The sequence below is a fragment of the Rhodococcus sp. RDE2 genome (genome assembly GCF_020885655.1).
GTDB classification, from domain to species: domain Bacteria; phylum Actinomycetota; class Actinomycetes; order Mycobacteriales; family Mycobacteriaceae; genus Rhodococcus; species Rhodococcus pyridinivorans.
In genome coordinates this window covers 4,411,812-4,432,983 of record NZ_AP025186.1, presented here as the reverse complement: position 1 = coordinate 4,432,983, position 21,172 = coordinate 4,411,812, and the positions used below count along the sequence as shown (strand labels likewise).

Annotated in this window: 18 protein-coding genes; 10 read left to right on the top strand and 8 right to left on the bottom strand. The window is 66.7% G+C overall.

Annotated features, from left to right (window positions below):
• Window positions 1-2 precede the first annotated feature (2 nt).
• From LPH33_RS20525 to LPH33_RS20515, 3 genes are all read right to left on the bottom strand, one after another.
• Window positions 3-2,045: a CocE/NonD family hydrolase gene (locus LPH33_RS20525; protein WP_229565714.1), complete on the bottom strand. Its 2,043-nt coding sequence runs from the start codon at window positions 2,043-2,045 to the stop codon at window positions 3-5.
• 12 nt (window positions 2,046-2,057) lie between these two features.
• Entirely contained in the window at window positions 2,058-3,350 is a 1,293-nt protein-coding gene (locus LPH33_RS20520; protein ID WP_088897924.1) for an ATP-grasp domain-containing protein, read from the bottom strand.
• A gap of 126 nt (window positions 3,351-3,476) precedes the next feature.
• The gene (locus tag LPH33_RS20515; RefSeq protein WP_016696193.1) at window positions 3,477-4,391 is read right to left on the bottom strand and encodes a manganese catalase family protein; all 915 of its coding nucleotides are present in this window, start codon (window positions 4,389-4,391) and stop codon (window positions 3,477-3,479) included.
• A gap of 196 nt (window positions 4,392-4,587) precedes the next feature.
• Between LPH33_RS20515 and LPH33_RS20510 the strand changes: the two genes are divergently transcribed.
• Both LPH33_RS20510 and LPH33_RS20505 read left to right on the top strand, forming a co-directional pair.
• Window positions 4,588-5,109, top strand: coding sequence for a hypothetical protein (locus tag LPH33_RS20510; RefSeq protein ID WP_145692244.1), 522 nt, complete (start codon window positions 4,588-4,590; stop codon window positions 5,107-5,109).
• Window positions 5,109-5,588, top strand: a complete 480-nt coding sequence (locus tag LPH33_RS20505; RefSeq protein ID WP_229565712.1) for a DUF421 domain-containing protein — start codon at window positions 5,109-5,111, stop codon at window positions 5,586-5,588. Before LPH33_RS20510 ends, LPH33_RS20505 begins: the two co-directional genes overlap by 1 nt.
• A gap of 24 nt (window positions 5,589-5,612) precedes the next feature.
• Here the strand turns inward: LPH33_RS20505 and LPH33_RS20500 are convergent, their stop codons facing one another.
• Together LPH33_RS20500 and LPH33_RS20495 are read right to left on the bottom strand one after the other, a co-directional pair.
• Window positions 5,613-6,194 carry a hemerythrin domain-containing protein gene (locus tag LPH33_RS20500; RefSeq protein WP_088897926.1) on the bottom strand — a complete coding sequence of 194 codons (582 nt, stop codon included), beginning with the start codon at window positions 6,192-6,194 and terminating at the stop codon, window positions 5,613-5,615.
• 19 nt (window positions 6,195-6,213) lie between these two features.
• The gene (locus LPH33_RS20495; RefSeq protein ID WP_172414924.1) at window positions 6,214-6,366 is read right to left on the bottom strand and encodes a hypothetical protein; all 153 of its coding nucleotides are present in this window, start codon (window positions 6,364-6,366) and stop codon (window positions 6,214-6,216) included.
• Between the two features lie 72 nt (window positions 6,367-6,438).
• Between LPH33_RS20495 and LPH33_RS20490 the strand changes: the two genes are divergently transcribed.
• From LPH33_RS20490 to LPH33_RS20475, 4 genes are all read left to right on the top strand, one after another.
• On the top strand, window positions 6,439-7,452 hold the full coding sequence (locus LPH33_RS20490) for a zinc-binding alcohol dehydrogenase family protein (RefSeq protein ID WP_229568424.1): 1,014 nt from the start codon (window positions 6,439-6,441) through the stop codon (window positions 7,450-7,452).
• Between the two features lie 158 nt (window positions 7,453-7,610).
• Window positions 7,611-8,024 (top strand): SPW repeat protein, encoded by a 414-nt coding sequence (locus LPH33_RS20485; protein WP_024101985.1) that lies wholly within the window; start codon window positions 7,611-7,613, stop codon window positions 8,022-8,024.
• A gap of 379 nt (window positions 8,025-8,403) precedes the next feature.
• Entirely contained in the window at window positions 8,404-11,862 is a 3,459-nt protein-coding gene (locus tag LPH33_RS20480) for an indolepyruvate ferredoxin oxidoreductase family protein (RefSeq protein ID WP_229565710.1), read from the top strand.
• A gap of 53 nt (window positions 11,863-11,915) precedes the next feature.
• Window positions 11,916-13,001 (top strand): Glu/Leu/Phe/Val family dehydrogenase, encoded by a 1,086-nt coding sequence (locus tag LPH33_RS20475; RefSeq protein ID WP_160874044.1) that lies wholly within the window; start codon window positions 11,916-11,918, stop codon window positions 12,999-13,001.
• Between the two features lie 90 nt (window positions 13,002-13,091).
• Here the strand turns inward: LPH33_RS20475 and LPH33_RS20470 are convergent, their stop codons facing one another.
• Window positions 13,092-13,598 (bottom strand): Lrp/AsnC family transcriptional regulator, encoded by a 507-nt coding sequence (locus tag LPH33_RS20470; protein WP_229565708.1) that lies wholly within the window; start codon window positions 13,596-13,598, stop codon window positions 13,092-13,094.
• Between the two features lie 219 nt (window positions 13,599-13,817).
• Between LPH33_RS20470 and LPH33_RS20465 the strand changes: the two genes are divergently transcribed.
• Window positions 13,818-15,353, top strand: a complete 1,536-nt coding sequence (locus LPH33_RS20465; RefSeq protein ID WP_229565707.1) for an amino acid permease — start codon at window positions 13,818-13,820, stop codon at window positions 15,351-15,353.
• A gap of 120 nt (window positions 15,354-15,473) precedes the next feature.
• Window positions 15,474-15,623 carry a hypothetical protein gene (locus LPH33_RS20460; protein WP_229568533.1) on the top strand — a complete coding sequence of 50 codons (150 nt, stop codon included), beginning with the start codon at window positions 15,474-15,476 and terminating at the stop codon, window positions 15,621-15,623.
• Between the two features lie 496 nt (window positions 15,624-16,119).
• Here the strand turns inward: LPH33_RS20460 and LPH33_RS20455 are convergent, their stop codons facing one another.
• Complete coding sequence (locus LPH33_RS20455) at window positions 16,120-17,517, bottom strand: IS1380 family transposase (RefSeq protein ID WP_112319879.1); 1,398 nt, start codon at window positions 17,515-17,517, stop codon at window positions 16,120-16,122.
• Between the two features lie 267 nt (window positions 17,518-17,784).
• On the opposite strand from LPH33_RS20455, the gene LPH33_RS20450 reads away from it, so the two are divergent.
• Entirely contained in the window at window positions 17,785-18,090 is a 306-nt protein-coding gene (locus LPH33_RS20450; protein WP_229565705.1) for a hypothetical protein, read from the top strand.
• Between the two features lie 240 nt (window positions 18,091-18,330).
• Here LPH33_RS20450 and LPH33_RS20445 read toward each other — a convergent pair whose 3' ends face one another.
• Window positions 18,331-19,005 (bottom strand): PaaI family thioesterase, encoded by a 675-nt coding sequence (locus tag LPH33_RS20445; protein WP_229565704.1) that lies wholly within the window; start codon window positions 19,003-19,005, stop codon window positions 18,331-18,333.
• A gap of 386 nt (window positions 19,006-19,391) precedes the next feature.
• Here LPH33_RS20445 and LPH33_RS20440 point away from each other — a divergent pair, with 386 nt between their 5' ends.
• Window positions 19,392-21,119 (top strand): APC family permease, encoded by a 1,728-nt coding sequence (locus tag LPH33_RS20440; RefSeq protein ID WP_229565702.1) that lies wholly within the window; start codon window positions 19,392-19,394, stop codon window positions 21,117-21,119.
• The last annotated feature ends 53 nt before the right edge of the window (window positions 21,120-21,172 follow it).

Here is a 21,172-nt window from a genome sequence, read left to right as displayed (position 1 = left end):
CGTCAGACCAGGTCACGCGGGATCCGGCGCTGCCAGCTCTCCGAGTGGACCCGTCGATCTCCGTGGTCGTCGTCGAGCTCGAAGGCGTCGAGCTCCGCGTTGATCACGAACTCCTCCGGGGTGGACGTGAGGATCGTGCGGGTACGGACCTCGGTGCGCCAGTCGTCCCGCTCGTAGCGGCGCAGGGTCTGCGTCTCACCACGGACCGAGTTGGGATCGTTGCCTCCGAAACTGAACCACTCCTGGGTGCGACGCCGGATGACCGTGCCGGTCTCGTCGATCCGGAACGACCCCTGGTCGTCGAGGATGTCGAGGGTCGACACACCGGTCGCGAGGTCGCGGGTGGTCCGCCAGTGGTGTTCACCCGGCTTCAGCAGGGTGATGCCGAGTTCCGGGGCGGCCTCCGGTTCGCCGAACTCGCGCAGGTGCGCGTCCTCGGGTCGGGGCGGGCGCACCGGCAGATGCAGCCCACCGCCGGTGTACACCGTGACCTCGGCGGGTGTCGGCGACGGCCACGCCAGTGGGAAGTAGGAGGTGGACAGTGAGAGCCGCAGACGATGCCCTGCCGGGAAGACGTGCGCCATGCCGTTGAGCTCGATCCGGATACGGTAGCGCCGTCCCGGCTCGAGGGCTTCCGGCTTCTCGCTGCTGTCGCGGTGCGTCAGATTGAGCAGCCCGTAGGTCACGCGTGTCGCCTCACCGTTGGGCGCGACGTCGGACAACCGCGCGGCGAGCATCGCCACCGGCCTGTCGGACGAGACCTCGAGTTCCAGTTCGGGTCGGCCGAGGACCTCCGTCGTCGTGTCGAGTGCCTCGGTCTCGAAGACGAGCGCACCGCCGTCCTCCTCGCGTTGGTCCGACGGCAGGTCGGGAGTCGCGGCGTAGGACGCCCATTTGCCGGCGAACATGCCGACACTCAAGGGGGATTGCAGAGCGAGGGGCCGTTCGTCGACGGTGAGGGTGCCGTCGTCGTCGGGATGCAGCGCGTATCGGTCGAAGGTGTAGCGACGGTTCTCGATGTTCGGCGACGGCCACGACGGTTCGGCCACCCAGCGACCCGGGCGTTCGGAATAGGACGGGTTCGGCGCGATGGAGTCCTGCATCCAGGCACGCACCATCGGTTCGTCCATCACCCCGGTGTCGACGCCCTTGAGCCAATGGTCCCACCACCGCACGACCTCCTGCAGGAATCCGATCTCCGGGCCGGGGACCCCCAGATGCGGGTACTTGTGGCCCCACGGTCCGATCAGTCCCTTGCGGGGCACGTCGAGATGTTCCATCAGCCGGAAGATGGCGTTGGTGTAGCCGTCGGCCCAGCCGCCCACGGCGAGGACCGGGCACTGCACGGAGGAGTAGTCCTCGTTGACGGAGGCGCGCTTCCAGTAGCCGTCGCGGTGCTGGTGTTCGAGCCACTTCTCGATCCACAGGCCGCTGCCCTCGAGACGCTCGTGCCACATCTCGCGCCAGCGGTCGCCGACGATGGCGGGATCGGGAGGCAGGCTGTTGAAGGCGAACATCACCGTCGCTTCGGACAGGTTGTCGGACAACAGACATCCACCCATGTAGTGCATGTTGTCGACGTACAGATCCTCGGTCGCGGAAGCACTGACGATGGCCGTCAGGGCGGGCGGCCGGCGTGCCGCGACCTGCAGGCTGTTGAAGCCACCCCACGAGATGCCCATCATGCCGACCGAACCGTCGCACCACGGCTGCGCCGCAATCCATTCGATGACCTCGCAGGCGTCGTCGTGCTCGTCGGCAAGGTACTCGTCGCGCAGCACGCCGTCGGAATCGCCGCTGCCACGCATGTCCACCCGCACGCAGGCGTAACCGTGGCCGGCCATGTAGGGATGGTTCAGCGCGTCACGTCCGCGCGTGGAATCCCGCTTCCGATACGGAATGTATTCCAGCACAGCAGGTACCGGATGTGCTTCGGCGTCGACGGGCAGCCAGATCCGCGCCGCGAGCCGAACGCCGTCGCGCATCGTGATGAAGACGTTCTCGATGACACGGACCTCATGGGGGAGGTCTGTGATCGTGCGCATGTAGTGCTCCTCCTAGTCCTCGGGCGCCGGATCGAAGGCGAACGGAAGTGCCTTCAGGCCTTCGCGATAGCGCTGCTCGAGCTGTTCGACACTGTCGGCGCCGATGTACATCGTGCCCAGTTCGTAGCGGTAGGCGTCCTGGTTGGGCAGATCGGCGAGCCGGTCACCGGGAGCGACGTCGATGCACACCAGGGCACCGGGGATCCGTTCGCGGAGACGGGCGACGTCGGCGTCCGAGGGCACCGAGGTCACGATGCCGTCCTCGTAGTGCGGGATGATGCACTTCGCCGCCACGGCGTATTCGCCCTGGCGATGCGGCATCCGGGGCTGCCGGCCGAGGGCGATGTCGATGGCCACCTCGTGGTTGGAGCTGCCGTCGACCTTGGCGAACAATTCGCTGTGCGACTGGGAGATCCGTGTGTTGACCTCGATCAGCCAGAGCTTGTCGTTCTCTTCGTCCCACATGAACTCCGAGTTGAAGCAGCCGTTGTCGAAGCCGACGTGGCGCAGGTAGCGCTCGGTGATGTCGATCATGCGTGCCTGAACCTCCTCGGGCACGGTGCTCGCCGGGTAGTCGAGACGTTCGAAGCTGTGCCCGGCGGCGTCCTTGCGCATGTCGAAGACACCGTGGACGTTGAACTGCCCCTGGAACATCGTGCCCTCGGGGGCGGCTTGGATACCGCTGACAACCTGCTCGGCGAGGCAGGTGGTGCCCGAGCTCTTCCCGATCTCCTCGGGGAGGTCGACGCGGCGCAGGACCTCGTCGAAGGCGTTACCGACAAGTCCGATCTTCTCGCGGATCTCGACGAGGGCGTCGGCGAACTCCTGCTCGTTGTGGATCTCGAATCCGAGCTGCGACGAATGCGACTTCACGGGCTTGACCCAGAAGGGGAATTCGAGGTCGATGCTGTCGAGGGCGTTGTCGTCGAAGGGATCGAACGAGTTGAACTGCGGGACGCACTCGGGAACCGATTCCTTCTGCGCGAGGCGGCTCCAGTACTTGTGCTCGGTGGCCACGATGCTGCGCAGCGACGGCGAGGGGATGTTCCGTTCGGCGGCGAGGATCGGAGCGAGCACGCTGGTGGGGAAGTCCCAGTGGGCGATGATCCCGTCCACGCTGCCGGGGAAGTCGTCGAGTTCGCGCCGGCAGGCGTCGAGAAGATCGTCGAACACGTATTCGTCGGGCTCCACCAGTGTTTCGTAGTCGAGGAGGCCGTGGAAGCTCAGCTGGTCGGCGCCGCGTACGGTCTCCAGTTCCTTGCGCTGGATGTCGGTGAGTCCGAGGACGAAGATGTTGGTGCTCATGTGTGAAGCCTTCCCGCTTCCCTACGGCACAAAACAATCCGGTAACGAAACAAACCGCAGGGAAGGTACTTTCACGCGCAACCGCCCCGGCTCGCGGGGAGCCGGGGCGGTCGCCTCGAGGATGGATCAGGGGGTGTCGGGGTCGAGAGCGTCCTTCACCTTGCCCACGAGTCCCTTCTCCGTTCCCATTGCGGCAGAACGGGGCTTGCCCTGCGACCCGTCGTAGGTCGCGTACAGCTTGGGGTCCGGCGGCGGTGCGCTCGCCACGTCGCCCAGCGGGACCGGGTCGGCGAGGAACGACATGGGTGTCGTGCCGTCGGGGCCGGTGCCGTGCGCCCAGCGACCCTGATCGGCGGCGGCGCCGTCGGACAGGTGCCACAGGCTGGACGCGTGCTCGGAGTGCTCCTCGTCGAACAGTGCGTTCGGTGCGATCGGTCCGGGTTCGATGCCGTCGGCCTTCAGTTCCTCGATGGCGGCGAGCCACAGGTTCTGGTGGTAGGTGTCGCGGGCGAGGTTGAACCGGAGCATGTCCTTGACGCCCGGATCGTCCGTCATGTTGTACAACCGGGCGGTCTGGACCCTGCCCTGCGCTTCGGCGGCGACGTTGGCCTGGAAGTCGGCGAGGAGGTTACCGCTGGCGATGATGAACCGACCGTTCCACGGCACACCGTTGCTGTCGGAGAGAGTCGCCCCGCCACCGGAGACGATGGCCTGTTGCGGATCCATGCCGCCGAGTACGGCTGCGACCACCGGGTCGGCGGCGGCGTTCTTGGTCGACTCCGTGGCAGGTGCGCCTTCGAGGAGACGCGCCACCATGGTGGCGATCATTTCGACGTGCCCGATCTCCTCGGTGGCGACGTCCATGATCATGTCCTTGTACTTGCCGGGCATTCGACAATTCCAGCCCTGGAACAGGTACTGCATGGTCACGGTCATCTCGCCGTACGCACCGCCGATCAGCTCCTGGAGCTTGCGGGCGTAGACGGGATCGGGCTTCTCCGGCTTGACGTCGAACTGCAGATGGTCTGTGTGACGAAACATGTTGCTCCCTCGAATGCCGATTGTCGTGCGAGGACGCGTCGCGCGTGAAGACGCGCCCGTGAAGACACCCGTGGCGCCTGGTCTCGACGCCGCCTCGGTTGGCCCGTGGTGCTACGTGCGACTACCCGTGCTCGAGCAGCTCAAACACCCTGTCGATATCCACCTTTTGTCACCGGTGCTGTGTCAACGTGGAGAGATGGAGAACAGGCCGGATTCCACGCTCGACGACGTCGGGGAGGTGGCTCGCAGCAAGGGCGTGGCGCGATTGCGGACAACCGCAGCGGCCCTGCTCGTGCTCGTGCTGGTGGCCGGAATACTGGGCTTCCTCGGTGTACGGAGTTCGACGGCCACCGCGCAGGGCGGCGGGTACGAACTCGACCTGACCTACCCGCGTATCGCACGCGCCGGCCTCGACGTCCCCTGGAAGGTGACGGTGCACCGGGAGGATGGCTTCGACGGAGAGATCGTCCTGGCGATCGACACGTCCTACTTCGAGATCCTCGAGATGCGGGGCCGGCTGCCCGAACCGTCCGCGGAGACCGCCGGGGACGGACTGGCGTACCTGACCTTCGATCCGCCGCCCGGCGACGAGTTCACCTTCGCGCTCGATGTACGGATCCAGGCCGGGAGGCAATGGGGCGAATCGGGCTCCGTCTCGGTGATGGACGGCGAGAAATCGGCAGTGACGATCTATTTCGATACCTGGCTGGTGCCCTGATGGAAATCGTGATCCGCGCGATCGTCCTGTTCCTGTTCCTGTGGGGGATCACCCGTCTCGTCGGCCGGTCGAGCGTCGGCGAGCTGAGCACCTTCCAACTCGTGCTTTTCGTGGTGATGGGTGATCTCGTACAGCAGGGGATCACGCAGGACGACGTGTCCATGACGGGCGCGGTCCTCACCATCGGTGTCTTCGCGGTGCTGACGTTGGCGCTCTCGCTGATCAACGCTCGTTCTCCGCGGATGCGTGGGATCACCCATGGTGTCCCCGTCGTGATCGTCCGGGACGGCGAACCCGACCTGCGGAACCTGAAACGGGAACGTCTGTCCCTCGACGACCTCATGGCCGCCGCGCGTCAACAGGGCATCCGCCGGTTCGCCGACATCGACCTCGCGGTGCTCGAGACGAACGGGAAGATCTCCTTCTTCGTTCGGACGAGAGCTCAGGACGGCGCGCCGGAGGAACCGGAGCCGGGGTGACGGGGTGACGCGCCGTCCTCACGCTCAGGTACTGCGGCCGGTCAGTGCGTCGCGCAGTCGGTCCACCATGCCGACCCCCGGACCGACGGTCTTGTGGAACAGTTCGGAATGCGGTGCGGACGGATGCGGTCGGGTCGGTGCCAGCTTCTTGGCGGCCTGCACCTTGGTGCCGACCTCCACGAGGGTCTCCTGCCCGAGATGCGCCCTCAACTCCGGGAACTGTTCCGACTCTTCGTCGTCCGCGTGGTGGCGCAGAAGATCCTGCAACTTCTTCACCAACGTCGTGAACTCCGCACTCGATGCGTCCGCTCCCTCGAGTTGCTTCATCACCTGCACGATCTCGTCGTGCTCTTTCTTGTCGTGTTCGACGGCTTCGGTGCCCCCGGGCAGATGTTTCTCCATCTCCGGATAGACGAACATCTCCTCGGCGACCGAGTGCCTCATCACCTCGGCGATCGCGGAGTCGGTGAGATCGCGGCGTTCCTCGGCGTCGAGGGTGGTCTCCGCTCGGCCCAGAAGTTCGAGCATCTCCCGATGGTCCTCGGTGAGTATGGTGACGACATCCGTGTCGCCGGAATTCGGTCCCTCGTGGGTGGTTTCGGTCATCGGGATCTCCTTCGAACGGTCAGGATTGTCCGGTATCGCCGGTCTCGGTCGGGTCGTCCTCGCCCTCTGCCTGGTCGGGCTGCTGCGGAGCCTTCGAGAGGAGGCTGTCGGGATCGGCGTCGGGATCCTGAGCCGGGTCGTACGGATCGGTGGACCCGTCTGTGCTGCTCATGTATGAAAGGGTTCACCGGTGCCGAGATCGGCAAACACGCGGGAGGCGAGGGCCGTGGACGAATCCCGATCGATGCGAGCGTGGCGGGTGGTGGAGCCCGGTCCCGTGGCCGGCCACCCCCTGCGGTTCGAATCCGTCCCGATCCCGGAGACGGGACCGAACGATCTGCTGGTGCGCGTGCTGGCGTGCGGTGTGTGCCGCACCGACCTGCACGTCACGGAGGGCGATCTCCCCATCCACCGGGCGGGGGTCGTCCCGGGGCACGAGGTGGTCGGGGTGGTCCATCGGGTGGGGGAGGCGGTCGAGGGGTTCGCGGTCGGCGACCGCGTCGGCGTGGCCTGGCTGCGGTCGACCTGCGGGCAGTGCCGCTACTGTCTCCGCGGCGACGAGAATCTCTGTCCGAATTCGAGATACACCGGCTGGGACGAGGACGGTGGGTACGCCGAGTTCGTCGCCGTACCGGCGACCTTCGCTCTCCCGCTGCCCGACGGGTACGACGACATCGAACTCGCGCCGCTGCTCTGCGCCGGCATCATCGGCTACCGCGCGCTGAAGCGCGCCTCGGTCCCCGACGGCGGCAGGCTCGGCATCTACGGCTTCGGCGGCAGCGCCCACATCGCGACGCAGGTCGCCCTGGCGCGAGGTGCCGAGGTGCACGTCATGACGAGGAGCGAGGATGCGCGGAATCTCGCCCGCGAATTCGGGGCCGCGTCGGTGCAGGCTGCCGCCGACGCACCGCCGGTGCCTCTCGACGCTGCCATTCTCTTCGCGCCCGTCGGCGACCTCGTGCCGCCCGCACTCGAGGCGCTCGACCGCGGCGGTATCCTCTCGATCGCCGGCATCCATCTGACCGACGTCCCGCAGCTGAACTACCAGCGGCACCTGTTCTACGAGCGCGAGATCCGGTCGGTGACCGCCAATACGAGAGAGGACTCCCGGGAGTTCCTCGCGTTCGCCGGGCAGCACCGCATCAGGGTCGCGACGATGCGATACGGGCTGGACGAAGCCGACCGTGCGTTGGCGGATCTCGCCGGTGACCGCGTGCGCGGTGCTGCCGTCCTCGTGCCCGATGCGGCACCCGTCTGACGCCGGCGATCACGCCCGAGATCGCCAAGTAGGGACTTTCTGCCCTACGGGAACGTCCCGCCCGGGACGACGATAATGGTGTCGGACCCAGGAGGGCCCTCGGACTTCTCACCCACGAGGAGATGAGGACAATGTCGACATCATCGGCTCATTCTGCAATGCACACCCATCCCGACATCGTCGAGATGCGCGAACGCTACGACCGGATGGGTGAACAGCCCACAGTCCAGGTCACCGACGGATTGATGATGGTTGCCGGTCTGTACGCGGCGGCATCCGCCTGGATCATCGGCTTCGCCGATCAGACGGCACTCGCCACCACCAATCTGATCTGCGGCCTCGCGGTCGCACTGCTCGCCATGGCGCTCGGTTCGGCCTACGGCCGCACCCACGGCCTGGCGTTCGTCGCGCCACTGCTCGGTCTGTGGTTGTTCGTCTCGCCGTGGCTGGTCAGCGGCGTCGACACCAGTACGTCCATGATCTGGTCCCACGTCATCGTGGGTGCGATCGTGTTCGTCCTGGGCGTGGCCGCGGCTGCGATGGGAACCGGCCTGATGGACCGTTCGCGTTGACGGTGCAGTAGCCCGGGATGCAGTAACCCGAACGGTGCTGCCGGCTGCATGTCTGAACCGGCAGCACCTCACCGGGTGCGGCGTCCGGACACCGATACCGGCTACCGAGGGCCATACCCTCCCGGCGGCGACGGCAACCCGGTCCACGGGTTCGTGAACCGGGGAGAGGTGGAACCGCCCGTGCCCGCCGCGGGCGGTGATTCTGAGCACCGTGCACACTTCATGTGTGTGCGGTGCGTCACATTTGAGCGAAATGATGCGCTCGAAAATCTTTTGTTGACGTGATCGCCTAGCTCAATCAACCATTGCTGCACCAAATGACGCGATCGAAGTGGCGCAGACACAATCGGACGCCGCGACGAAGGACGGGTGGTACGCAATGACCGAGACCGTAATCCGGGAGAGCGAACGACTTCCCTACGACCTCGACGACCGATATCGCTCGGGCTCCGGCACCGTGCTCCTCACCGGCGTCCAGGCCATCGCCCGCCTGTTCGTCGAACAGCAGGTGCGGGCCATGCGGGACGGTCGCCGGGTGGCGACCTTCGTCTCCGGATACCAGGGCAGCCCCCTCGGTGGTCTCGACAAGATGCTCCACGGCATGCCGAAGGTCCTCGCCGAGCACGACATCACCTTCGTCCCCGGATTCAACGAGGAACTCGCCGCCACCGCCGTGTGGGGCAGCCAGGGACAGCTCGGTGCCGGCACACCGACCCACGACGGCGTCGTCGGCGTCTGGTACGGCAAGGGCCCCGGCCTCGACCGTGCCACCGACGCGCTGCGCCACGCCAACATGTACGGGGTGAACCCGAACGGCGGCGTGCTGCTCATGGTGGGCGACGACCCCGCGTCGAAGTCGTCGACCGTGCCCGCCGTCAGCGAGCGATCCCTCGCCGCCCTCGGCATCCCGGTCCTGTTCCCGCGCAACGCCGCCGAGATCGTCACGATGGGCCTGCACGGCGTCGCGCTGTCGCGCGCCTCGGGATGCCTCGTCGCCCTCAAGATCGTCGCGGACGTCGCCGACGGCGCCTGGTCCGTCGACGGCTCCATCTCCGACCTGCCCATCACGGTCCCCGAGATCGAATGGGAAGGACGGCCATTCGTCTACAAGCAGCGCCCCATGGCCGCGCCCGGCGACAGCGTCATCGCCGAGGCCGACCTCTACGGCCCGCGCTGGAAGATCGTCCAGGAATACGGCCGCCTCAACGGCCTCGACGTGATCGAGGTCGACCCGCCGCAGGCCCGCGTCGGCCTCGCCGCCACCGGCACCACCTTCGACGCCCTGCGCCAGGCCCTGCTCGACCTCGGTGTCGACGACGCCGCGCTGCACCGCGCCGGCATCCGCCTGCTGCGCATCGGCATGCCGTACCCCATCGGTCCCGAGATCGTCCGCGAATTCGCCCGCGGCCTCGACGAACTGATCGTGGTCGAGGACAAGACCGCCTTCGTCGAGACCCAGATCCGCGAGATCCTCTACGGCACCGCGAACGCCCCGCAGATCGTCGGCAAGAAGGACGCCGACGGCCGCCCGCTCGTGCCTGTCGACGGTGAGCTCACCGCCGGTCGCCTGCGCGGCCCGCTGCGTCGCGTGCTCCGCGACCACGTCGAACTCGGCCCCGCGCCCCTGCCGCAACTGTCGCTCGAGGTGCTGTCGACCCAGCGCACCCCCTACTTCTGCAGCGGCTGCCCGCACAACCGCTCCACCGCTCTGCCGGAGGGTTCGATCGGCGGCGGCGGCATCGGCTGCCACACTCTCGTCACACTCTCGGGCCGCAAGGACAGCGCCGTCACCGGCCTGACCCAGATGGGCGGCGAAGGTGCGCAGTGGATCGGCCAGGCGCCGTTCACCGACATCGGCCACATGTTCCAGAACCTCGGCGACGGAACCTATTTCCACTCCGGCCAGCTCGCCGTGCAGGCGTGCGTCGCCGCCGGCGTGAACATCACCTTCAAGCTGCTCTACAACGACGTCGTCGCGATGACCGGCGCGCAGGACGCCGAAGGCGCCCTGAAGATCCCGGCGCTGACCCACAAGCTCACCACCGAGGGCGTCCGCAAGATCATCATCTGCTCCGACGAACCGAAGCGCCTCCGCAAGCGCACCCTCGCTCGCGGCACCGAGGTCTGGCACCGCGACCGGCTCGACGAGGCACAGAAGCTGCTGCGCGAGATCGAGGGCGTCACCGTGCTCATCTACGACCAGCACTGCGCCGCCGACGCACGCCGTCAGCGCAAGCGCGGCACCCTGCCCGCCCGCACCACCCGCGTCGTCATCAACGAAGCGGTGTGCGAGGGCTGCGGCGACTGCGGCGTCAAGAGCAACTGCCTGTCGGTGCAGCCGGTCGACACCGAGTTCGGTTCGAAGACCCGCATCGACCAGACCTCCTGCAACACCGACTACTCGTGCCTCGACGGCGACTGCCCGTCCTTCGTGACCGTCGAGACGTCGCCGGAGAAGCCGAAGCGCCGCAAGGCTCCGACCCCGCCGCGCATCCCGGACGCCGCCATCGACACCCCGAAGGGCACCCGCAACGTCTTCCTCGCGGGCATCGGCGGCACCGGCATCGTCACCGTCAACCAGGTGCTCGCCACGGCCGCGCTGCGCGCCGGATTCGAGGTCGAGTCGCTCGACCAGATCGGCATGAGCCAGAAGGCCGGCCCGGTGGTCTCCCACCTGCGCTTCGCCGCCGACGGACTCGAGCCCGGCAACCGCGTCGGCCCGGGCGGTGCCACCGCTCTGCTTGCGCTCGACCTGCTCACCGCGACCGAGCCGAAGAACCTCGCCTACGCGAACCGTGAGGAGACTGTGGCGGTCGCGTCGACGAGCCGCGTCCCCACCGGCGACATGGTCTACGACCGCTCGGTCCGGCACCCCGACGAGCAGGACCTGCTCGCGCGCCTCGACACCGCGACCCGCACGACCGTCTCGTTCGACGCCCTCGCCGCAGCCCAGGCGCTGTTCGGCGAGACCTCGGCTGCGAACTTCCTCGTCGTGGGCGCCGCCCACCAGCTCGGCGGACTCGAGATCCCCGCCGACGCCATCGAGGAGGCCATCGAGATCAACGGGGTGGCCGTCGCGACCAACATCGCCGCCTTCCGCTGGGGCCGGGTGGCCGTCGCGGATCCCGCGGCCTTCGCCGCCGCGACCGAACCGGCCCGCACCGAGCGCGCCGCCACCGTCGCACCCGAGCGTCTGTTCGCCGGCACCACCTTCACCGGTGAGGTCGAGCGGCTCGTGCGGATCCGCGCCGCGTCGCTGATCGATTTCCAGAGCGAAGCCCTCGCCGCCCGCTACATCGGGCAGGTGCAGGCAGCCTGGGAGGCCGAGCGTCGCGTCACGAACCGCACGGACTTCAGCGAGGCCGTCGCCCGCGGGTTGTTCAAGTTCACCGCCTACAAGGACGAGTACGAGGTCGCCCGCATGCTCGTCGACCCGGCCTTCCTCGACGAGGTGCAGGGCCAGGTTCCCGGTGGCCACAAGCTCACCTACCGCCTGCACCCGCCGGCGCTGCGCGCACTCGGCCGTGAGAAGAAGGTCGGCTTCGGACCGAAATCGCATGTCGCGCTGAAGGCTCTGGCCAAGGCGAAGCGTCTGCGTGGCACGAAGCTCGATCCCTTCGGCTACGCCCATGTCCGCCGCGTCGAGCGTGCTCTGCTCGCCCACTACACCGACACGGTCCAGCGACTCGCCGCCGACCTGAATGTCGACTCCTACGACCGCGCCGTCGAGATCGCGGCCCTGCCCGACATGGTGCGCGGCTACGAGGACGTCAAGCTCCGCTCCGTCGAGCAGTACCGGGCCCGCCTCGCCGAGCTCGGCATCGACACCGACTTCTGAGCCGACACCGACTTCTGACGCACGAACACCCTCTGCTGCAAAGGAACCCACCGATGACCACCTCTGCCCTCGACCTCCCCGAGTTCACCACGTCCGACGGAGTGTTCGGCCGCTCGGCCCGCCTGACCGACCGCCCGCACGAGCAGGTCGTCTTCCACCACGACGCGGCCACCGGATTGCGCGCCATCGTCGCGATCCACTCCACCGCACTCGGACCCGCCCTCGGTGGCACCCGCTTCTACCCCTATGCGGACGAGATGTCGGCGCTCGAGGACGTGCTGCGACTGTCGTGGGGCATGACCTACAAGGCCGCGGTGTCGGGTGTGAACCTCGGTGGCGGCAAGGCCGTCATCATCGGTGATCCGAAGACGGACAAGAACGACGAACTGCTCGCCGCCTACGGACGATTCGTCGAGTCGCTCGGTGGTCGCTACATCACCGCCGCCGACGTGGGAACCCGCGCGGAGGACCTCGACGTGGTGGGCCGGCACACCGCCCACGCCGTGGGGCGCACCGTCGCCGCCGGCGGCTCCGGCGACAGCTCGCCGCTGACCGCGCTCGGTGTCTTCCAGGCCATGCGTGCCGGCGCCCGGACCGTCTGGGGACAAACGACTCTCGCGGGTCGCACGGTCGGTGTCGAGGGTCTCGGCAAGGTCGGATACGAGCTGGTGAAGCTGCTCGTCGCCGACGGTGCCGAGGTGATCGTCTCCGACGTGAACCCCGCGGCGATCGCCCGCGTGGTCGACGAGTTCCCGGCGCAGGTCACCGACAACGTCGTCGCCTCGTCCGCCGACGTCTACGCCCCGTGCGCCCTCGGCGGCACGTTGACCTCGACCACCGCTGCCCACCTCGACGCACGTCTCGTGTGCGGTGCGGCCAACAACCAGCTCGCGCAGCCCGAGGTGGAGGGACTGCTGGGCAAGCGCGGAATCGTCTGGGTGCCCGACTATGTCGCGAACGCGGGCGGACTGATCCAGGTCGCCGGTGAGGTCGACGGATCCGCCGCCGACGTCGTCCGCGAGCGGGTGGAGTCGATCTTCGACCGCACCGCCGAGATCTTCGACGTCTCGAGCACTCTCGGCGTCACGCCGGGCGCGGCCGCCAACCGCATCGCCGAGCGGCGCATCGATACCGTCTGATCCGCACAAGGGAACTGGTCCGCACAGGGAAACTGATCCGCACAGGGGAACAAGGGGAGGCACCGCGAGGTGCCTCCCCTTCTCGTGTTCTCAGGAGCTTCCGGCCGACGACGACCGGCCGTGCCCAGCATCGCGGGTGATGTGCTCGACGAGCGGCTGCGTCCGGTACTCGATCGGTGTGGTGAGCGCGAGCGTCGTGGTGGTGTGCGCGACGCCTTCGATGGCGTGGAGCCGTTCGAGGACCAGCAGGAGGTCCTCCTGGGACTGCGCCGCCATCCGGATCAGGAGATCCTCCCGGCCCGTTGTCGCGTGGACTTCCAATACCTCTGGGAATCGGCCTAATTGGGCGATCACATGCCCCATCTGTGCCTGGACGAGCTCGGCGCCGATGAACGCCTGCAGCGGCACACCCAGCTTCGGCAGGTCGACGACCGGTCGGTATCCGGTGACGGCACCGGACTCCTCGAGTTTTCTGATGCGCGACTGCACGGTGTTGCGGGCGATGCCGAGCTTCGCCGACAGGTCGACGATTCCTGCCCGGGGGTTGTGCGTGAGCTCTCCGAGGAGAGCTGCGTCGAGCCGGTCGAGACTGAACACGATGACACCCTTTCCGTTGTGATGCGCGTCACCACTCGAGCATAATGCTCAGCCGAACAGAAAGATATTGACACTTCACGAGCCAGTGCCATGATTGCTACATCAAATGCTCACGCAAACACTGCTTGCTGCAACGTAATGCGCGCGAAGTGAGCGACATGCCTACCCCTCGCCCGGACCGGGCGTGGCGGGCGCCGCAATCACCCCGAGGAGCACACAATGCCCGGAGTCGGCATCTGGCGGACCAAATCCGTCGAACAGTCGATCGCGGATACCGATGAACCCGGTTCGCGGCTACGACGAGAACTGACCGCCAAGGATCTGACCGTGTTCGGCGTCGCCGTCGTGGTCGGAGCCGGAATCTTCACCCTCACCGCCCGCACCGCCGGCAATCTCGCCGGACCGTCCATCTCGCTGGCGTTCGTCCTCGCCGCGATCGCGTGCGGTCTCGCCGCACTGTGTTACGCGGAGTTCGCCTCTGCGGTACCGGTCGCCGGCAGCGCCTACACCTTCTCCTACGCCACCTTCGGTGAGTTCGTCGCCTGGATCATCGGATGGGATCTGATCCTCGAGTTCGCCCTCGCCTCCGCGGTCGTCGCCAAGGGATGGTCGATGTATCTCGGGGGCATGTTCGGCGGGGACGCGTCGATCGACCTCGGACCGATCACGGTCGACTGGGGGTCGCTGCTCATCGTCGGCGCCATCACGATCATCCTCGCGATCGGCACCAAGGTCTCGTCGCGGGTCTCCGCCGTCGTCACCGCCATCAAGGTCGCGGTGGTCCTGCTCGTCATCGTCGTCGGCATCTTCTACATCGACAAGTCCAACTACTCGCCGTACGTCCCGCAGGCCGAGGAGGCGGAGAGTACCGCGTCCGGTCTGCACCAGTCCCTGTTCTCGGCGCTCACCGGCGCGGGCGGCAGCACCTACGGCTGGTACGGCCTCCTCGCCGCAGCAAGCCTGGTCTTCTTCGCCTTCATCGGCTTCGATGTCGTCGCCACCACCGCCGAGGAGACCAAGAACCCCCAGAAGGCACTGCCTCGCGGCATCTTCGGTTCGCTGGCGATCGTCACCGTCCTCTACGTCGGCGTCACCCTCGTGCTCACCGGCATGGTGAAGTACACCGACCTGCGCACCGGCAGCGAGCTGGTCGGTGACGGCAGTGCCACGCTGGCCACGGCCTTCGAGGCACACGGCATCACCTGGGCGCAGATGGCCATCAACATCGGTGGCCTCGCCGGCCTCACCACCGTCGTGATGGTGATGATGCTCGGCCAGACCCGCGTGCTGTTCGCGATGTCCCGCGACGGACTCGTCACCCGCAAGCTCGCCGTCACGAACCACAAGGGTGTGCCCGTGCGCATCACCCTGATGGTCGGTGGTGTCGTGGCCGTCCTCGCCGCGGTGTTCCCGATGGGTGTGCTCGAGGAGATGGTCAACATCGGCACGCTGTTCGCCTTCGTCCTGGTCTGCGTCGGCGTGATGGTGCTCCGCCGTACCCGCCCCGACCTGCCCCGTGGATTCCGGGTGCCGCTCGTGCCGCTGGTCCCGATCCTCGCGGTGCTCGCCTGCGGCTGGCTCATGCTCAACCTCTCGGTCGAGACGTGGATCCGCTTCACCGTCTGGATGGTCCTGGGCGTGGGGATCTACTTCGTCTACGGCCGCCGCAAGTCGGTGCTCGGACAGCGCCTGAAGCTCGAGGCCGCGCAGCAGGAAGCCGCGAAGCACGAAGCGAAGGAACCCGAACCGGTATAGACCCGAACCGGTATAGATCCGTCGTCCACGAGCCCGCCCGCACCGAATCGGTGCGGGCGGGCTCGTGTGTTCCGGCGGTTCCGGGTACCCGACCGGAAGGAAAGCGGACACCGTCCGATCGTGACGCCGGAAGAGGAGGAGATGGCGCCGCAGTGCGCCCACTGTCACTGCCGCATCCTCGGGCACGGCGTGGAGTCGGCGGATGCCGTCTTCTGCTGCGCGCATTGTGCTCGTCAGGCAGGGCACGCCGAGCTGACGGATCGTGCCTGAGGAAAAAGTGCGAAGTACGCGAAAGCGGCAGAAAGGACCTGCGAGTTGACCTTTCGGTGAACTCCGGAAAGATCTATGCACGCGAGTGAGCAGATTGCTCTATGCTGTGAACAGCGCCGCAGAGACGAAGGTCACAAGGGTTACCCGGCGTTTCGTCCGAACGCAGGACGAATCGGACATCGGGACCTGATTACCATCGATCTGCCCCTGTCGTCGGGGAGGCCGACAGGGAAGGGCCCCCGCCAGCGATTCGAGGGGAGGAGCTGGCGGGGGCCTCGCGCTGTATCTCCTGTGTCGGGGAGGACTCTATGGAGACACGGCCACCTACGCCGTGGCCGCTTTGGAGCTTAGCCTGAATCCACCGATGAGTCCTTGAAGGTCGATCCGGATCTGGATTCCAGACGAGTGCGGGCTCAGGGCGTGAAGTAACCGCTGGTCTGCCCAGCTTTTCCACGGTGCGGCTCCGGTCGTGCCGTCTCGGCGGGTCGGTCAGTGTTCAGGTGGTCGAGGGCGGACTGTGGCCGATGGTGTTGGCCCACAGTCGAAGCCAGGCAGCCGACCAGGGCCAGTGCGTGGGTAGTCGCAAGATCGGTCTTCGTTGCGGTCGACACAATCGGGCGGGAAGGTTGACGATCTTGCGGCGTAGCGTCGCCCCACGGGCGCGCGAATGCCCACCACCTGCAAGAACACCGGTCGCGCGCAGCAGATTGTGGGCGATCGCCGCGCAGAGCACCCATGCCGAATTCGCCCCGAACCTCCCCGACGGCATGTGCGCCAGGGGCCCGTCGATGAGGTCGGCGAAGACGGTTTCGATGATCGCGTGCCGGCGATGGGTGACATCAGCATCGACGGTGTGGGCGCTGGTGTTGGTGAAAAACGGGTGATATCGCCACACCGGAAACAACGCGTCGGGGAAGCGGGCGTCTTTGACGCGGCGCACGATCAACCGGGCGGTGACCGGAGTCCTGGTGGAAGCGAAAGCGGTGTAAGTGGTTTCGGCGACCTCGGCATCGGAGATCCAGGCACCGGTGTCCGGGTCACGCACGGCACCGGGATATTTCACCGCGGTCCACGCCTCGTCGGGAATCGAGTCGATCGCGCGTTGGACGGCGGTGTTCTTGGCCAGGACGAGCGAGAAACACACTTTCGCGCGCAGACACGCGGAGATGACCGCGCGGGTGCCGTACGCAGAGTCCCCACGGACCACGATGGTCCCGGTCGCGCCGGCCTGGCGGGCGGTGACGATGGCCTGAGTAACCATCCGACCTGCACCTTTACCCGAGCCGGCCTTCCCGGCCCGCAGTCGCATGCCGGTGATGATCGGCGCGGAGTCGGCGGTGCTGATGGTCGTGGCCAGCGGGGACAGGCCTTTGCGCAGGATCTGTTTGCCGGCGATTTTCGTGTGTCCGTAGCTCGCGCCTTGTTTGGCGTGGCCGTAGACCGGGCGCAGCAGCGAGTCGATGTCGATGAACGCCTGCTCGGCCAGACCGGGCAGGATCTCGACCCGGGCGGCGAGTGCGATCAGGTGTTCGCGGAGCACGGATTCGAGCTGACGTGCATGACCGAAGCTGAACTCGCGCAGCAGCGTTCCCACAGTCGAGGGCGCGTAGACGCCTGCGAACAGGTGTGGCATGCCGCCCGAGCGCAGCAGGTCGATATCGTCGATGCTGTCGGCGCCGGCGCACATCCCGGCGATCAGGGTGAGCAGTTTCGGTGCCGGGTTCGCGGCCCCGGAGGTGACCTTCGTGGTGGTGATCGAGACCTTCTCGGTGAGCAGGTCCGGCAGGTGGGTGTGTTCGGCCAGTGTCATGACCGGGACCAGTCCGGCGCACGAGACGAGGTTGTCCTCGTCGAACACGGCGGAGCCGTCGATGAACTTGTGGGACACTTTCACCGGAAGTGCCTTTCGTGACCTGGTGGATTTGTTGTGTGAGAACTCCAATCTTCCCAGTTCAGGGGGCACTTTCTTCAGTTCGACACGCTGCTACGCGGCTGATCGTTCGGTGGATTCAGGCTTAGGTGACAGCTGGGCACTCGTCCAGAGTCGATACTGAAACGAGACCTGAGAATCTTCTCGGGGTCGAACCGAGACGTTCATCCTGCTTTGCGGCGGATAGGGCCCGTTTCGACGTCGCTTTCCGCCGGAAAGACGGGGGTCGGCATGGCTCTGGACCGGTCGGGATGCCTGCGGTACGACGCCGGTCGCTGCGAACGCCGCCGTCGCCGACGGTTCCGCGTCGTCCAGAACCCCCAGGCTGCGATGCACACGCCTACTCCCGAGAGCAGGTCGGACTCGGTCAATCCGTGGTTCGGCGTCACCGAGTACAGCACGCGACCCTCGAGGGGTCCGTTCATCAGCACCCAGAGCCCGGAGGCCACGAACGCGGCCGAGCTCGACAGCAGGTGGGGGCGCGAGAGGCACCAGGTCGACGCGGCGAACAACGAGCACATCGCGACGAGCGAGTAGAACACGGCGTTCTGCACGGTCGACTCCTCTCGCTCCTGCCGGATATCGATCAACTGTACTGGCGGAGGAGCCGGGCCCACCGAGTCGCAAGTCGTGACTCTCGCAACAGGGGTATCAGCTCAGGCGTTGCAGGATGACGGTCGTCAGGGCGAGCACCTGATCGTCGGCTCCGGCGTCCGGAGGTTCACAACGCACAGGTGAGGCTTACAACCCTGATGGTCGACCATGGGCGTTGTGAGCCTATTCGGGTCTCGGTATCTCCGCGAACGAGTCACGCTGCTGAACCATCCACACCGGAGCGATGAAGATGCCTTCCGCTTCCACGCAGATCCCCTCCGCGTCGGCGATGTGCCCCACGACGAACGCCTTACGTCCCTCGACGCGGTCGAGTTTCGCCTCCACGCGCAGAGCGCCGAGGGGAATGCGCTTGCGGTAGCGGATGGCGAGCGTGCCCGTCATCCCTGGATATCCCGAGATGCGCGCGGCGTCGCCGAGGATCTGGTCGAGCAGCAGTGCGGAGACCCCGCCGTGCACGTGCCCGGCCGGCCCCTCGTAGACGGGACCGAGGTGGATGTCCGTCCACACGCGTCCGTCGTCGTCCTCGTGGATGCCGCCGATCGGGGCGATCGCGTTGCGCAAGCCTATTGCGGCGTTTCCCCAGTTACGGAATCGGCCCGAATCGTTGAACCGGGTGCCGTACGGGCCGTCCTCCCGGTCGCGTTCGAGGATCTCGCGCGCGGCTGCGAGATGTTCCCGCGCCCGCGCGACGTCGTCGGCATCCACACGCGTCTGCAGTGCGAGTTGGATCAGCTCGCGCACGTCTCCGGTGAGCGGACCGTAGGTGGCCCTCTGCTGATCGATTTCCTCGTCGGACAATCCGTCGTTGACGTAGAGCTCGAGGATGGAATCGGTCATCAGGGTTCTCCGGATCGTGAGCGTGGTGAAAGAAAGTAGTCGACCGCGCGCACTGTGGACGAGTCAAGTTCTGCTGCCGCTGTACGGGATCGCCGCAGATCCGCCAGACGGACCGCTCTGTACGAAAATGTATGAGCCACCGCATGGGGGGAATCGATGAGAGAACCCCGTCGGCTCAACGAGGGGAGGGGCCGACGGGGTCCGTCCGTGCCGAGCCGAAAAGGGGAGGAGACGCGGCACGGTTTGTTGCGAGGAGCAACAACGTCTCTACGCTATCGACGATTGTGTCACCTGCCAACCTCGCCGATGGGTGATCGGCGGGGTGAAATTCGCCCGGTCTGCACCTCTGGCGAGCGGCGTAATACGAGCGTACCGTTCGCTTCTGCGTGCGCGGGTATGCGCCGGAGGAGATCTTCCTCGTGTTGTCGGTGGCGGGCCTGTCCGCCTACGCATTCTCCGGGTGGATCGGTCTCGCGGTCGCCGTCGTCCTCGTCGTAGTGGTCGCGAGCTACCGGCAGAACGTGCATGCCTATCCGTCGGGGGGCGGCGACTACGAGGTGGCGACGAAGAACCTCGGTGCGATCGCCGGCCTGACGGTGGGCAGCGCGCTGATCGTCGACTACGTGCTGACGGTCGCCGTGTCGATCTCGTCGGCCGCCCAGAACATCGGGTCGGCCGTCCCCTTCGTCGAACACCACAAAGTGCTGTTCGCCATCACCGCGATCACACTCCTCACCGCGGTCAATCTGCGCGGACTCCGCGAAGCCGGAACAGCTTTCGCCGTGCCCACCTACGCCTTCATGTTCTGTGTCGGGGTGATGCTCGTCTGGGGCTTCGTGCGTCTCGTCGTGTCCGACGTCCCTCTGCGCGCCGAGTCGTCGCACTACGAACTCGCCGCCGAACAATCCCACCTGGCCGGGCTGGCCTTCGCCTTCCTCCTCGCCCGCGCGTTCTCGTCGGGATGTGCGGCCCTGACGGGAGTGGAGGCCATCAGCAACGGGGTGCCGGCCTTCCGGAAACCGAAATCGCACAACGCTGCCACCACCCTGCTCCTGCTGGGCGCCATCGCGATCACGCTGCTGATGGGCATCATCGTCCTCGCCGAGCGACTGGGGGTCGTCGTCGCCGCAGATCCCGCGACACAGTTGAGCGGGGCACCGGCCGACTATCACCAGAAGACACTGATCGCGCAGGTCGCCGAGACGGTCTTCACCGGTTTCCCGGTTCTCGCGTCGGTACTCGCGCAGGACAAACACCTGCCGACCCAGCTGCGCACCCGGGGCGATCGGCTCGCGTTCAGCAACGGCATCGTCTTCCTGGCTCTCGGAGCGATCGTGCTGGTATGGGTGTTCGACGCCGAGGTCACCCATCTCATCCAGCTCTACATCGTCGGAGTGTTCGTCTCCTTCCCGTTGAGCCAGACCGGAATGGTTCGTCACTGGACGCGGCTGTTGGCCACCGAAACCGACTCGCGTCACCGCCGGAGAATGCAGCGTTCGCGCGTCGTCAACGGTGTGGGTCTGGCGATGACGGGGACCGTCCTGATCATCGTGCTCATCACGAAATTCCTCGCCGGCGCGTGGATCGCGATCCTCGCCATGGTGATCGTCTTCGTGACGATGCGGGCCGTCAACCACCACTACCGACGTGTGGCGGCCGAACTCGACGCCGGCAAATGGGACGGTCTGCTGCCCAGCCGCACGTATTCGATCGTGCTCGTGGCCAAGCTGCACCACCCGACACGTCGCGCGCTCGCGTACGCCTCGGCCACCCACCCCGACACCCTCGAAGCGATCACCGTCGACGTCGACGAGGAGGACACCCGCGCTCTCGTGCGCGAATGGGAAGCCAGCGACATCACGATTCCGTTGAAGGTGCTGGAATCGCCGTACCGGGAGATCACGCGACCGGTACTCGACTACGTCAGGCGGGTGCGCGGCAACTCGCCGCGCGACGTGGTCACCGTCTTCATCCCCGAATACGTCGTGGGGCACTGGTGGGAGAATCTGCTCCACAATCAGAGCGCGCTGCGACTCGAGAGTCGTCTGCTGTTCCAGCCCGGGGTGATGGTGACGAGTGTGCCGTGGCGGTTGCACTCTTCGGATTCGAGTTAGACGAGCGCGGAGTCCGGTTCTCGATCAGGTTCGCGATGTCTGCACCGGCTCGC